Source organism: Streptomyces sp. NPDC050145, from assembly GCF_044460245.1.
GTDB lineage: Bacteria > Actinomycetota > Actinomycetes > Streptomycetales > Streptomycetaceae > Streptomyces.
In genome coordinates this window covers 349,157-362,640 of sequence record NZ_JBITJS010000002.1, presented here as the reverse complement: position 1 = coordinate 362,640, position 13,484 = coordinate 349,157, and the positions used below count along the sequence as shown (strand labels likewise).

Sequence of the window (13,484 nt, the reverse complement as noted above, 5' to 3'; positions counted from 1 at the left end):
CCGTGCAGAGCGGGCCGCCGTCGCGAGGAGGCCCCATGAGCCAGAGCACCCCGCCCCCGGACCCCGGACCGGCCCCCGAGCCCGACCCGGCCGCCTGGTCCGCCGCGCAGCGCCGCCGCGAACCCGACCCCACACGCGGGGAGGGGACCGGCAACCCCGACTGGGCGGCCGGCGGCGCCGTCTTCGCGGGCGTCCTGATGATGACCAGCGGCATCCTCGGCGTCCTCAACGGCATCGCGGGCATCGCCGAGGACGACGTGTACGGCCGCGTCGGCAACTACGTCTACGAGTTCAGCCTCACCACCTGGGGCTGGATCCACCTGATCATCGGCATCCTCGTGATCGCCACCGGCTGGGGCGTCCTCAAGGGCCAGGACTGGGCGCGCGGCGTCGGCATCGGCCTCGCCGTGCTCTACGTCATCGAGTACTTCCTGTTCCTGCCCTACGCGCCCGTGTGGTCGGTGATCGCCATCGGGATCGGCGTGTTCGTCATCTGGGCGCTCGCACAGGAGCCGTCGCGCAGCCGTACCGCGCCGTAACGTCTCCTCAATCCGTCGCAGCCACCTGGCGGGCCGCCCGGCCCGCCACATAATGGGCGCATGCCGCCCCCAGACTGGCTGGTCAGGACCTTTCAGCCGCAGCGCGCCCCCGTCCCCTGGGCCGCCGCGGCCCGCGCCGCGATCGCCATGGCCGCCCCCCTCGCGGTGGGCCTCGCCACGGGCCACTTCACCTACGGCGCGGTCGTCGCCCTCGGCGCCCTCTCCGGCGTCGTCGGCGACACGGCGGACGCGTACCGGATGCGCATCCTCAACATCGCGGTGCCGCAGCTCTTCGGCGCCCTCGGCGTCGTCCTCGGCACCCAGGTGTACGGGCAGGGCTGGCTAGCCGTCGCCGTCGTCACCACCGTCGCCCTGGTCTCCGGGATGATCTCCACCATCGGCGCGGTCGCCTCGGTCTCGGGCCTGCTGCTCCTGCTGAACTGCGTGGTCGGCGCGGGCCTCCCCATGCCCGGCGACTGGTGGCTCGCCCCGCTCCTGATCCTCACGGGCGGCATCCTCGTCCTGCTGCTCGCCCTGCTGGCCTGGCCGCTGCGCGGCGGCGTGCCCGAACGGGCCGCGGTCGCCGCCACCTACCGCGGCGTCGCGAACCTCCTCGAAGCCGCCGGCACCGACGACCTCTCCTACGCCGAGACGCGCATCGCGGTCACCCAGTCCCTCAACCAGGCCTACGACCTCGTCCTCGCCCGGCGCGCCCTCGCCCACGGCCGCAACCCCGAACAGGTCCGCCTGGTCAGCCAGTTGAACGCCCTGACCCCGGTCCTGGAGGCGGCCCCCGCCGCCCACCAGTGCGGGGTGCCGCTGTCGCCGAGGATCCCGGCCGCCGTCCGCGAGGTCGCCGAGGCCGTCGCCGCCGGGCGGACCGCCGAGGGCGCCGCCCGGGACCTGCCCGAACCCGAGGGGCCCGCCGCCCGCGCCGTCGACCAGGCCGTACGGCACGCCGCCGAGGTCGCCTCCCGGCGCGGCGACGCCGACTTCACCAACGTCGCCGACCGCCTCGGCCGGCCCGCCGCGCTGCGGGTACGGGCCCGGCGGGCGATGCGCGGGGTGCTGCTGTCCGGGGCGTCCTGGCGCTACGGGCTGCGCCTCGCGCTCTGCATCGGCATCGCGCAGGCCCTCGTGTCGCTGATCGCGGTGCCGCGCTCGTACTGGGTGGCGCTGACCATCACGTTCGTCCTCAAGCCGGACTTCGGGTCCGTGTTCTCGCGGGCCCTGCTGCGCGCCCTCGGCACGGCCGCCGGGCTCGTCGTCGCGGCCGCCGTGCTCTCCGAGGTGCCCCTCGGCTGGTGGTCCGTGCCGGTGATGATGCTGCTCGCCCCGCTGATCCCGGCACTCACCCCGCGCGGCTACGGCTACCAGACCGCCGCCATCACCCCGGTGATCCTGCTCCTGTCCGACATCCTCAACCACCAGGGCACGGCCCTGCTGTGGCCCCGGCTCCTGGACAGCCTGATGGGCTGCGCGATCGCGCTGGTCGTCGGGTACCTGCTGTGGCCGGAGAGCTGGCACACCCGGATCGGGGACCGGCTCGCGGACGCGGTCCGGGACACGGCGGCGTACGTGGACAGCGCGTTCGGCGCGCCGGGGGAGCGGGACACGGCGGCGCGGGCGCGGATGCGGCGACGTCTGTACCGGGACCTGTCGCTGATCCGGGCCGAGTTCCAGCGGGCCCTGACCGAGCCGCCGCCCATGGGGAGGCGGGCGGCCGCGTGGTGGCCGCTCGTCGTCGCGGTCGAGCGGATCGTGGATGCGACGACCGCTGCGCGGGTGCGCGTGGGGCATGGTTCACCTCCGCCTTCATCGGCGGAGGTGAACCGGGTCTCCGCGCAGCTTCGGGAGCTGTCGGATGCGCTGCGGGAGTCTGTCGTCCTGGAAGAGGTGCGGGCCGATTTCGGTGACCCGGGGTCGCCCGAGGGTGTCCTGGAACCGGTCCGCCAGGAGGTGGCGGCCGCCCGGGCGATCGGCATCTCGACGGGTCCGACCGGTTCGCTGCCGAGTGCGGCGTAGTGGGGCTTCTCGCGCAGTTCCCCGCGCCCCTGGGAAGGCTGAGCCTTCCTCGGGGAGATGCCACCCGAAGGGTGTGCATCTCAGGGGCGCGGGGAACTGCGCGACCAGCCCCCACCGGACCGCACCCGGCGACGCGACCGAATCGACCGAGCTAGACGCCGATGTCACCACCGTCGGCGCGCCACACCGACACCACCGACGGACGGACGATCCGGCCCGGGCCGTCAGGCCATGCGCTGGCCGGACGCTCGACGGACGCCCCGTCGATCTCCCCGGGGTGCTGAACGGACACCAGCACCCGGCGATCCTGCACAAGCGGACCGCAGGTCTCCGCCCCGGTCGGCATCGTGAGGAACTGCTTCAGCTCGCCCCGCCGCTCACCCCGCGTCGCGACACCGAACAGCCCGTCGTGCGAGCCCAGCTGGTTGCCGTCCGTGGAGATCCACAGGTTGCCGTGCGGGTCGAACGTGACGTTGTCCGGGCAGGAGATCGCGCTGACCCGGTCCTTCGGGAACCCGGCGAAGTACGTCGCCGGGTCCTCCGGGTCACCGGCGACCAGGAACAGCGACCAGCCGAATGAGGTCGACTCGGCCCGGTTGCGCGCCTCGGTCAGTTCGAGGATCTGGCCGTGCTTGTTGAGGTTGCGGGGGTTGGCCTCGTCCGGGCCCGCCTTGCCGGCCTTGCCGCGGTCGGAGTTGTTCGTGAGCGCGACGTACACCTTGCCGGTGCGCGGCGACGGCTCGATGTCCTCGGGCCGGTCCATCTTCGTGGCCCCGGCCTTGTCCCCCGCGAACCGCGTGAAGAGGTAGACCTCCTCGGCGGTCATGCCCTCGACGTGGGAGACGGCGCGGCCGCCCGCGTAGGCGGTGGCCAGCGGGATCCACGTACCGGAGCCGTCGAACTCGCCGTCGGCGGGCAGCGCGCCGGTCCCGTCGATCTGGCCCGCCGGGGAGTCGCCGGTGAGCTTGGCGACGTACAGGGTGCCCTCGTCGAGGAGGGTCAGGTTGTGCGCGTGGGCGGCCCGCGAGGTGCCCTTCGCCATGCGCTTGCTGCTGACGAACTTGTAGAAGTAGTCGAACTTCTCGTCGTCGCCCATGTAGACGACCGGGCGGCCGTCGTCGGTCAGGCGCGGCTGCGCGGCCTCGTGCTTGAAGCGGCCGAGCGCGGTGCGCTTGCGCGGGGTCGACTCCGGGTCGTACGGGTCGAGTTCGACGACCCAGCCGAAACGGTTGACCTCGTTGGGCTCCTTGGCCAGGTCGAAACGGTCGTCGAACCGCTCCCACTTGCGCTCGGAGGCCTCGCCGATCACGCCGTACCGCTTGAGGCGGGCGGCCGTCGCCGGGTCGGTGACCTTGGCGGCGTTCGCGAAGTACTGGTTGAAGTTCTCCTCGCCGTGCAGCGTCGTGCCCCACGGAGTGGTGCCGCCCGAGCAGTTGTTGAGCGTGCCGAGGACGGTCGTGCCCTTCGGGTCGGCCTTCGTACGGACCAGGTCGCTGCCCGCGACCGGGCCGGAGAGACGGAACGGGCTGGTGGCGGTCAGGCGCCGGTTGAGGTGGTGGCGCGAGACGGCGTTCAGGCCGCCGTTCTTCCGGTTCTCCTCGACCACGACGACGGACAGGCCGTGCGCGGCCCACGCGATCTCGACCTGCTCGCGGGTCGGGTTCGCCGGGTCGTAGCCGCGGAACATCAGGATCTCGTCGGTGTACTCGTGGTTGGCGACGAGGACCTGCCGGCCGTGCTCGCCGCGCAGCGGCAGCAGGCTCAGGAAGTCGTTGTTGTAGCCGAACTGTCCGGCCTGCGCCTTCGCGCTCTGGTGCTCCGCGTCGAAGGCCGGGGCGCCGCGCAGGATCGGCTCGCCCCAGCGGACGACGACGTTCTGCCCGTACCCGCCGGGCACCGTGACGGCGTCGGCGGTGTTCGGCGCGACCGGCGCGAACCGCAGCCCGCGCGCACCGTCCGTCGTCGCCGCGCCCCCGCCGGGCCCGCCGTGTCCGGCGGCGGCCGTGGCGTCCCCCACGCCCGGACCGGCCAGGACCGTCGTACCGGCGGCGGCCGCGACCGTCACCACGGCGGCGGCGCGCAGCATCGAACGGCGGCTCAGCGCACCGGCGACGACATCGCCGACGTACGCGTTGTCGCTGGTGTTCGGCACCTCGTGGAAACAGGCGTCACCACAGCGGAACCGACAGGTCAGCGCCGAACGGCCCCCCGCGTGACGTCCGTCGACCGAGACCAGCGGCAGCATTTTCCGCACGCTTTCCCTCCCCTTTACGAAGTCGTGTCGGCCGCGACGGTAGGGGGGCGCGGGTGCGGGACGGGGGACGCGGGATGAACGCGCGGTGAACCTGTCGGCGGCTCCGAAAGGCACGGGCGAGGCGCGCGCGAGGAGCTCGCATAGCGCGCCCCTATACCCGGTATTCGCAGATCACCCGTTGTTCACCCGCTGTTCCCGGGGCCAGGGTGGCGGTGACGATCCCACCGGCTGCGAAGGAGCAGGGAATGGCTGTGGCACCGGGAGACACACGGTTCGAGGTGGCGGGACATCTGACGGAGAACCACATCGGCGGGCGGTGGGTCGCGGCGCAGTCGGGACAGCGCCGCCCCGATGTGAACCCGGCCGATGTCTCCGACGTCCTGGGGGAGTTCGCGGAATCGGGCGGCGCCGACGTCGACCTCGCGGTCGAGGAGGCGCGGCGGGCGCTCGACGGCTGGCGCGGCATCGGACCGATCGAGCGGGCCGCCTTCCTGACGAAAGCGCTGCACCTCCTGGACGAGCGCACGCGGGAGTTCGCGCACGCCATCACGCGCGAGCAGGGCAAGCTCCTGAAGGAGGCCGTCGGGGAGGTCCAACGGGCCAAGGCCGTCCTGGAGTTCACCGCCGGGCAGGCCCGGCGGCTGGGCGGGGTCACGGTCCCGGCGGAGGAGGCCCGCACCTTCGCGTACACCTTCCGCAAGCCGATCGGCGTGGTCGGACTGATCTCGCCGTGGAACTTCCCGCTGGCCATCCCCATGTGGAAGGTGGCCCCGGCGCTCCTCGCCGGCTGCACCGCGATCCTGAAGCCCTCCCCGCTGACGCCGCTCACCTCGGCGCTCCTCGTCGACGTCTTCCGGCGGGCGGGCCTGCCGGACGGGGTGCTGAACCTGGTGCAGGGCGACGCGGCGGCCGGTGAGGCGCTCGTCGCCAACCCGGCCGTGGCCGGCATCAGCTTCACCGGCTCGCTGCCGATCGGCACCGCCATCCACACCGGCGGCGCCCACCGGCTGCTGCGCACCCAGCTCGAACTCGGCGGCAAGAACGCGGTGATCGTGTGCGACGACGCCGACCTCGACAAGGCCGTCGACGCCGTCGTGCACGGGGCGTTCGGGCAGGCGGGCCAGCGCTGTTCGGCGACCAGCCGGGCCGTCGTCGACGTCCGGGTGCGCGAGGAGTTCCTGGAGCGGCTCGTCGCCCGGGTCGCCGGACTGCGGGTCGGACCCGGCTTCGACCCCGCCTCCGAACTGTGCCCGGTCGTGGACCCCGCGCGCCGGGACGCGGCCCTCGCCGCGATCGCGGGCGCGCAGCGCGACGGCGGCAAGGTGGTGTGCGGCGGCGGCCGCGAGGAACGCCCCGGCCTGCCGGAGGGCTGCTACGTCCAGCCGACCGTGATCCGGGACGTGCCGTGGGACGCGGAGCTGGCGCAGGAGGAGGTGTTCGGGCCGGTCCTCGCGGTCGTGGACGCCGAGGACTTCGACGACGCGCTGCGCATCGCGAACTCGGTGAAGTACGGCATGTCCGGGACGATCTTCACCGCCTCGCAGACCCGCGCCTTCGAGGCCCTGGACCGCTTCGAGGCGGGCATGCTGCACGTCAACCGGCCCGGCGTCGGCGCGTACGCGCATCTGCCGCACGTCGGCGACAAGGCCAGCCAGTACGGCCCGCCGGAGTGCTCGCCGGAGGTCTTCGACTTCTACACGGCCTGGCACTCGGCCTGCATCTCCTACTGACGCCTACGCCGAAGGGCCGGTTCCTCCTCGGGGAGGAGCCGGCCCTTCGGCGTGTACGGGGCTCAGCGCGTGGCCAGGTTCTCCTCGGCGAGGCCGAACGAGAGGGTCATGCCCGCGCCGCCGACACCGTTGACGACCGTGACGCCTGGCTCGGGGTCGACGACCAGGTCGGTGCGGCCGTCCCGCAGCGACGGGTAGAAGCCGACCCAGCGCTCGGTGACCTCCGCCTCCGGCGGCAGCCCGGCGAAGGTGTCGAGGTACTCCAGGACCGCGTCGTCGACGGCGCCGTCCGCGAACGGGCCGAGCGTGAGCCCGTACGCGTGCGAGTCGCCGAGGGTGAGACGCCCGTCGGCGGTCTGCGAGACGAGGACGTGGATGCCGTGCTCGCGGTGGAACGACCGCTCCGCGCCCATCCGTTCGGCGAGCGCGGCCTGCGACGGGCAGCCGTCGAAGGCCGCGTAGTGGAGCAGGGTGAGGCCGCCGCAGAGCATCGGGCCGAGCGTCCGCCCGCCGGCCAGCGGGGCCGTGCGCATCATCTGGAGCTTGCAGCGGGTCAGGCCGCTCTCGGCGAAGACCTCCGGGTAGAGCGAGGCGAAGTCGTTGCCGGAACAGACGAAGACCTGCCCGCAGTCCCAGTCGCCGGCCGTCGTCGAGACGGTCGGCGCCGCGATGCCGCGCACATGGGTGCCGAAGTGGAACTCGACGCCGTACTCGGCGGCCAGGTACTCGGCGACGGCCGGGATCGCCCGGCGCGGGTCGACGTTGACCTCCGTCGGGCTCCACATCGCGCCGAGCAGCCCGTCCGGGCGCGCGAAACCGGACCGCTCGACGGCCTCGTCCGCCGTGATCATCCGCGCGCCCCGCTCCCGGGCCGCGTCGCTGAGCTGGAGGAACTCCTCCAGGACCGCGATCTCGTCGGCGTGGTGGGCCAGATGCAGGGAGCCCGTCTCGGGCGCCCACAGACCGGTCTTGGCGGCCACCTCCAGCCACACCTCACGGCTGCGCAGCGCCCGCTCGTACACGTGGCCGCGCTGCTGGCCGACCGACCAGATCATCCCGAAGTTGCGGATCGAGGCGCCGACCGCGAAGTCGTCCCGTTCGAAGACGACGACCTTGCGGCCGAGCCGGGCGGCGGCGAGCGCGTGCGCGAGCCCGACGATGCCGGCGCCGACGACGGCGGTGTCCGCGTGCTGACGGTTCATGTCTGCCTGCCTTTCAACGAACCGGTGGAAAGGGGGAGTTCAGCGGGCCGCCGCGGTGCGCGGACGGCGGTTCCAGTGCGGGAGCATGACGAGCCCGGCCAGCAGGGCCGCGACCGAGAACAGCAGGAACAGCGCGGAGCCGGACAGGAAGCCGGGCAGCAGGCCGCCGAGGATCGCGCCGATCGAGCCGCAGCCGTTGACCAGTCCGGCGGCGGTGCCCGCGCCGTCCTCGGTGCCGAAGTCGACCGCGGCGACACAGGAGATCATCGAGTCGGCCGCGTACACCGCGAGCCCGATCACGGCGAGCAGCGCCATCATCACGCCGACGCTGCCCGTCGCGGTGAGCGGCATGAACAGGCCGAGCACGACGGTCAGCAGGGCGAGCGACAGGACGGCGGCGGGCACGCGCCGGGACTGGAAGATCCGGTCCGAGACCCAGCCCACGGCGATCGGCGCGGCGACCCCGGCCGCGCCGAACGCGACCGGGATGACCGTGGCGCTCACCTTGTCGACGTGCGGCAGCCGGTCGCTGACCAGCACCGGGCCCCACAGCAGGATCGCGTACCGGGCCGGCTTGAGCAGGAAGTACGCGGCGCCGAGGGTGAGCACCATCGGGTCCCGCAGCGTCGAGCGGTACAGGGCGAGCCCACCGCGCCGGGTCGGCTCGGCGCCGGGCTCCTTCTCCTTCTCCCCCTTGCTGCCCGGTTCGGGCGCGTCGCGCTGGAAGAGGACGAAGAGGACGAGGACGACGGCCAGCGAAGCGGCCCCGCAGAAGAACGCGGCCTGCCAGCTGTCGAACACCGAGTAGGCCAGCCAGCCCAGGAACGGGGGCGCGGCGAGGCCGCCGAACGCGTAGTTCGTCGACCAGATGCCGAGCACCCGGCCGCGCTCGGCGACGGGGAAGAAGGCGCCCATGTTCTTGCACAGTGGCGCCCAGCCCGCGGACTGCGCGAGGCCCTGGACGACCATGGCGCCGCCGAACACGAGCAGCGCGCTGGAGGCGCCCATCAGGCAGGCGGCGCCGATCGCGCCGATCATGCCGGTGATCACGACGCGGCGTGGTCCGAACCGGTCGGACCAGGCGCCCCACACGAACTGCCCGACGGCGTACGCCGCGAGATAGATCGCGTCGATGACGCCGAGGACGCGTTCGGAGAGGGTGTGGGCGAGCAGCGGGTCGTCCAGGATGCCGAGCTTCGCGACGGAGAACGCCTGCCGCACGAAGTAGAAGCCCGCGTACGCGATCCAGGTGACGGCGAAGATCTGCCAGCGCAGCCGGGGGCTGACCAGGTACGGGTGGACGGTGCGCTGGGCCTCGCGGGTGGTGACGGGGGTGTGGCCCGGAGGGGGTGGGTTGGGGACGGACGGTGGGTCGGTGTCGGCCATGGGGAGTCCAATCCTCGACGGAGCGGAAGGGGCTGAACTGATCCGGGTACGGCACGGCCCCGGCGCACACCTCGGCGGCGCCGGGGCCGGTACTGCTGAATGGCCTTGAGCGGTGGGGGGGGTTGGGGTTCTACGGGGGTTCTACTGGGGTTCTACGGGGGGTCTGCGGGGTGGGGTCAGGCGGGGAGCGGCTCCTCGGCGGCCGCGTGGCAGCCGATCCAGTACGCGTCGAAGTTCCGCAGCCGGTGCCCCGCCGGAAGCTCGACGGGCCGGTTGACCAGGACGGGGACGCGCTGTTCGGTGAGGCCGCCGTGCGAGCGCAGCGGCTCCTTGAACCCGGAGATGTCGTGCCGGGCGGCGGTCGTGCCGAGGACCGTGTTGCGCTCGGCGATGACGACGAGGTCCCCGATCCGGTCGCCGGGCAGCTCGAACCGCTCGCAGGCCTCCTCGCGGGTGAGGACGGTGTCGACGCCGCCGACCCCGGCGAGCTTCGCGCGCAGCGCCTCACGGTCGGCGCCGTCCGGCAGGTGCACGGTCGCGTACGAGCCGAGGGCGCCGTGGTGCACGGTGTACGGGTCGGTGATCGGCAGGATGACCCGGCTGGCGCCCGCCCCGGTCTCGGCGTCGAACCAGTCCGACAGGAAGACGACCCGGGCCTCGCCCTCCCCGTCCGACTTGGCGTTCATCCCGTGGTCGGCGGTGACGACGAGGACCGCGCCGAGCGCGTCGATCCGCTCGAAGTAGCGGTCCAGCATCGCGTAGAAGCGGTTGGCGACGGGGGAGCCCGGCGCGTGCTTGTGCTGGATGTAGTCGGTGAGCGACAGGTACATGAGGTCGGGCCGGTCGCGCTCCAGCACGTCGCACCCGGCGGCCATCACCAGCTCGCTCAGCTCCGCGCTGTACACGGAGGGCAGTGCGAAGCCGGTGGACTCCAGGACCTTCTCGATGCCGTTCTCCGCCAGGGTGACCTGGTCGGCCTTCTCGGCGGAGAAGCAGATGCCGCCCTCGGCGAGGCCGCTGCCGAGCAGCCGGCGCAGCTTGTCCTTGGCGGTGATGACGGCGACCTTGGCGCCGGTCTGCGAGAAGGCGGCGAAGAGGGTGGGCGCGCGCAGCAGTTCCGGCGCGTTCATCATGACTTCCTCGCCGGCCTCGGCGTCGTAGAAGTAGTTGCCGCAGATGCCGTGCACGGCGGGCGGGACGCCGGTCGCGATGGACAGGTTGTTGGGGTTGGTGAAGGACGGCATCGTGCACGCGCCGCGCAGGTCGCCGCCGCGCGCCAGCATGCCTTCCGTGAACGGCATCAGACCGTCCGCGATCGCGCGCTCGTGGTAGGCGTCCTCACTGCCGTCGATGCAGACGACCACCACGGGAGAGCCCGGGCGTGGGTACGCGCGCCCGTTGACGGTGAGCCGCGAGCCGTCGGCGGAGGTCTGCCACGTCGTGCCGGCGACAGGATTCATGTACGTCCACCCCTGTGGGTCGTAGGTGTCGGGCGTCGGTGCGGGAGCCGTGGGGCGCCCTCGATTCCATGGGTACCACCGGCGTTCCGGGGCGCAGAACCACGAAGTTCGCTATGGCGGCCATAGCCCCACGGGCCGCGCACGAGGCGTGCCGGGACCCTGTCCGACCGGTCAGTAGTGCTCTACGCTCGCGCGACTATGGAGCTCAACCTGCACCGCCTCTGGATCTTCCTCAAAGTGGTCGAGCATCAGGGGTTCTCGGCCGCGGCGCACGAGCTGTACATGAGTCAGCCCTCGGTCTCCAACCAGGTACGGCGGCTCGAGCAGTCGCTCAAGGTGACGCTGGTGGACCGCTCGGGCGCGCGGACCCGGCCGACGGCGGAGGGCGAGGTGCTCGCCGCGTACGCCAAGCGCGTCTTCCTGCTCGCCGACGAGGCGGTGGCGGCCGTGCAGCAGGTGTCGTCCCTCGAACACGGGCGGCTGCTCGTGGGCGGCTCGACGACGGTCGGCACGTATCTGCTGCCCACGCTCCTCGCCCGCTTCCGGGCGCGGTACCCGGGCGTCGAGTGCGATGTGTTCGTCGGCAACAACCGGGCCGTCGCGGAGCGGCTGCTCGCCGGGGACATCGGCATCGCGGTCGTCGCGGGCGGGCCCGGGGAGACGGCCCAGCTGCTGGTCGAACCGGTGCTCCAGGAGCGTCTGGTCCTCGTCGCCCGCACCGGTCACCGGCTGGCCGACCGCTCCGGACCGCTCGACCCGGCGCTGCTCGCGGGCGAGTGCTTCCTCATGCGCGAGCCCGGCTCCCACACCCGTACGGAACAGGAGCGGGTCCTCGACGAGTGGGGCGTGGCCGAGCAGGTGTCGAGGTCGGACGTGTGGGGCCCCGAGGCGGTGAAGCAGTGCGTCGGCGCGGGACTCGGCGTCGCCCTCATCTCCGAGCACGCCGTGGTCGACGACGTGGAGCGCTCGGGCGCGCTCACGATCCTCCCGGTCGAACCGGAACCGAGCCCGCGCCCCGTCTCCCTGGTCCGCCGCCGCGACCGGCTGCTCTCCCCCGCGGAGCGCGCCTTCGTCCAACTGCTGCGTTCGCCGGACGGCATCTGGGCTCGTGAACTGGGCGGCGGCCTGCGGGAATTCCCGGACCACCCGGACGCGGGCGAACGCACTGCGGAGCGGTCGCCGAGCGGCGGCTAACCTTACGTGTCCGCCCTGGCCAGGGGTTCGGGCGTTTGGGGACCAACTCATGCGGAAGGTTGCGCACATGGGCATTCTGGATCGTCTGCGGAACGCGTTCGGACGGAACCGCAAGAAGGACGACCCCGCCGCGGAGCCTTCCACCGACCCGAAGATCCCCGCCCCGGCGGAACCGGAGGCGGCCCGGTCGGCGGCGGAGCCGGAGTCCTCCTCGGACACCCCGGCCCCGAAGGTCCCGACCCAGCCGACCCACTACGCCCCGGCGGACCCGGAGCCCTCGGCGAAGGCGGAGCCTGAGCCGGAGCCGGTGATCGAGTCCGAGGCCCCGAAGATCCCCGCCCCGGCGAACTCCGAAGCGGACGATCTGGTGGCCGCGGCCTTCGACAACGTCACGATCCCCGCCCCCTCCGGAGAGCCCGAGCCGGCGGCGGCCGAAGCGAGCGAGCCCCTGGCCGAGGCCCCCGAGCCGGTCGCGGCCCCCGCCGAGGAGACCGAGCCCGTCGCGGACGAGGCAGCCGAGCCCGTCGCCGACGAGTCGGACCCCGCTCCGGCCGAGGAGACCGAGCCGGTCGCCGCCGAGCCGACCCCCGCTCCCGCCGAGGAAGCCGCGAAGGCCGAGCCGGTCGCGGCCGAGGCGGAGGTGGAGGTGGCTCCTGCCGACGAGGCCGAGCCGACTGCCGCCGACGCGAGCGAGACCCCGGCCGAGGCCCCCGAGCCGGTCGCCGCCCCCGCCGAGGAAGCCGAACCGGTCGCGGCCGAGGCGGCCCCCGCCCCCACCGAAGAGCCCGAGCCGGCTGTCGTCCCGGCCGAGCCGGAGCTCGCCGAGGCCGAGACGCCCGAGCCGGCCGGCGCCCCCGAGCCGGTCGAGGAGGCCGCGCCGGTCGCCACCGAGGCAGCCCCCGCCCCCGCCGAGGAAGCCCAGCCGGTCGCCGCCGAGGCAGAGCCGACCGAGCCGACCGGGCCCGCCGAAGAGGCCCCGGCCCCCGCGTCGGAGACCCCGGACGCGAAGCCGGGCAAGCCCGCCCACGCCCCGGCCGAGATCAAGTCCCGCACCCCCGCCCTGGCCCCGGCCTACAAGGCCGCCGGCGCCGAGCTGAAGAAGAACGACCTCACCGGCACCCGCGCCACGGTCTACCTCGTCCTGGACCGCTCCGGCTCCATGCGCCCGTACTACAAGGACGGCTCCGCGAACGCCCTCGCCGAGCAGACCCTCGCCCTCGCGGCCCACCTGGACCCCCGGGACACCCCCACCGTCCACACCGTCTTCTTCTCGACGGACATCGACGCGACGGGCGACCTGACTCTGGACGCCTCGTACGAGGGCCGGATCGACGCGTGGCACGCGGAGGCCGGCCGGATGGGCCGCACCAGCTACCACCGGGCGATCGAGGAGATCGTCGCCCACCACGAGAAGTCCGAGGACCCGACCCTCCCCGCACTGGTCGTGTTCCAGACGGACGGCCCCCCGGACGTGCAGCGCCCGGCGAACGAGGCCCTGGCGAAGGCGGCGAGCCGCCCGATCCACTTCCAGTTCGTCGCGTTCGGCGACCCGGAGGGCAAGGCCTTCGACTACCTGCGCAAGCTGAAGGCGGACAACGCCGGCCACTTCCTCGCGGGCGCCAGCCCCCGCGAGCTGACCGACGCCGAGCTCTACAAGGGCCTCCTGGCGACCTGGCGCCCGTAGTCACAAGAGC

The 13,484-nt window shown here is 73.2% G+C and carries 9 protein-coding genes; 5 read left to right on the top strand and 4 right to left on the bottom strand.

The genetic code is table 11. The features are described from left to right. Positions 1 to 35: 35 nt before the first annotated feature. Together ACIBTU_RS05155 and ACIBTU_RS05150 are read left to right on the top strand one after the other, a co-directional pair. On the top strand, positions 36 to 539 hold the full coding sequence (locus ACIBTU_RS05155; protein WP_399124509.1) for a hypothetical protein: 504 nt from the start codon (positions 36 to 38) through the stop codon (positions 537 to 539). Between the two features lie 60 nt (positions 540 to 599). Then, positions 600 to 2,564 carry an FUSC family protein gene (locus tag ACIBTU_RS05150; protein ID WP_399124508.1) on the top strand — a complete coding sequence of 655 codons (1,965 nt, stop codon included), beginning with the start codon at positions 600 to 602 and terminating at the stop codon, positions 2,562 to 2,564. Between the two features lie 151 nt (positions 2,565 to 2,715). On the opposite strand, the gene ACIBTU_RS05145 is transcribed toward ACIBTU_RS05150, so the two are convergent. Further along, positions 2,716 to 4,809: a PhoX family protein gene (locus ACIBTU_RS05145; RefSeq protein ID WP_399124507.1), complete on the bottom strand. Its 2,094-nt coding sequence runs from the start codon at positions 4,807 to 4,809 to the stop codon at positions 2,716 to 2,718. A 254-nt stretch (positions 4,810 to 5,063) separates the two neighbouring features. Between ACIBTU_RS05145 and ACIBTU_RS05140 the strand changes: the two genes are divergently transcribed. Beyond that, entirely contained in the window at positions 5,064 to 6,548 is a 1,485-nt protein-coding gene (locus ACIBTU_RS05140) for an aldehyde dehydrogenase family protein (protein WP_399124506.1), read from the top strand. 62 nt (positions 6,549 to 6,610) lie between these two features. Here ACIBTU_RS05140 and ACIBTU_RS05135 read toward each other — a convergent pair whose 3' ends face one another. The 3 genes from ACIBTU_RS05135 to phnA form a co-directional block, all read right to left on the bottom strand. Then, positions 6,611 to 7,750 (bottom strand): TIGR03364 family FAD-dependent oxidoreductase, encoded by a 1,140-nt coding sequence (locus tag ACIBTU_RS05135; protein ID WP_399124505.1) that lies wholly within the window; start codon positions 7,748 to 7,750, stop codon positions 6,611 to 6,613. 39 nt (positions 7,751 to 7,789) lie between these two features. Continuing rightward, on the bottom strand, positions 7,790 to 9,136 hold the full coding sequence (locus ACIBTU_RS05130) for an MFS transporter (RefSeq protein WP_399124504.1): 1,347 nt from the start codon (positions 9,134 to 9,136) through the stop codon (positions 7,790 to 7,792). Between the two features lie 176 nt (positions 9,137 to 9,312). Then, on the bottom strand, positions 9,313 to 10,596 hold the full coding sequence (gene phnA / locus ACIBTU_RS05125) for a phosphonoacetate hydrolase (protein ID WP_399124503.1): 1,284 nt from the start codon (positions 10,594 to 10,596) through the stop codon (positions 9,313 to 9,315). Positions 10,597 to 10,794: 198 nt separating this feature from the next. Here phnA and ACIBTU_RS05120 point away from each other — a divergent pair, with 198 nt between their 5' ends. Together ACIBTU_RS05120 and ACIBTU_RS05115 are read left to right on the top strand one after the other, a co-directional pair. After that, positions 10,795 to 11,790, top strand: a complete 996-nt coding sequence (locus tag ACIBTU_RS05120; protein WP_399124502.1) for a LysR substrate-binding domain-containing protein — start codon at positions 10,795 to 10,797, stop codon at positions 11,788 to 11,790. Between the two features lie 67 nt (positions 11,791 to 11,857). After that, entirely contained in the window at positions 11,858 to 13,474 is a 1,617-nt protein-coding gene (locus ACIBTU_RS05115) for a VWA domain-containing protein (protein WP_399124501.1), read from the top strand. Positions 13,475 to 13,484 lie beyond the last annotated feature (10 nt).

Bases quoted from the DNA above. Each gene is read 5' to 3' on its own strand.
- ACIBTU_RS05155 (WP_399124509.1), top strand. From the start codon at position 36: ATGAGCCAGAGCACCCCGCCCCCGGACCCCGGACCGGCCCCCGAGCCC.
- ACIBTU_RS05150 (WP_399124508.1), top strand. From the start codon at position 600: ATGCCGCCCCCAGACTGGCTGGTCAGGACCTTTCAGCCGCAGCGCGCC.
- ACIBTU_RS05145 (WP_399124507.1), bottom strand. From the start codon at position 4,809: ATGCTGCCGCTGGTCTCGGTCGACGGACGTCACGCGGGGGGCCGTTCG.
- ACIBTU_RS05140 (WP_399124506.1), top strand. From the start codon at position 5,064: ATGGCTGTGGCACCGGGAGACACACGGTTCGAGGTGGCGGGACATCTG.
- ACIBTU_RS05135 (WP_399124505.1), bottom strand. From the start codon at position 7,750: ATGAACCGTCAGCACGCGGACACCGCCGTCGTCGGCGCCGGCATCGTC.
- ACIBTU_RS05130 (WP_399124504.1), bottom strand. From the start codon at position 9,136: ATGGCCGACACCGACCCACCGTCCGTCCCCAACCCACCCCCTCCGGGC.
- phnA (WP_399124503.1), bottom strand. From the start codon at position 10,596: ATGAATCCTGTCGCCGGCACGACGTGGCAGACCTCCGCCGACGGCTCG.
- ACIBTU_RS05120 (WP_399124502.1), top strand. From the start codon at position 10,795: ATGGAGCTCAACCTGCACCGCCTCTGGATCTTCCTCAAAGTGGTCGAG.
- ACIBTU_RS05115 (WP_399124501.1), top strand. From the start codon at position 11,858: ATGGGCATTCTGGATCGTCTGCGGAACGCGTTCGGACGGAACCGCAAG.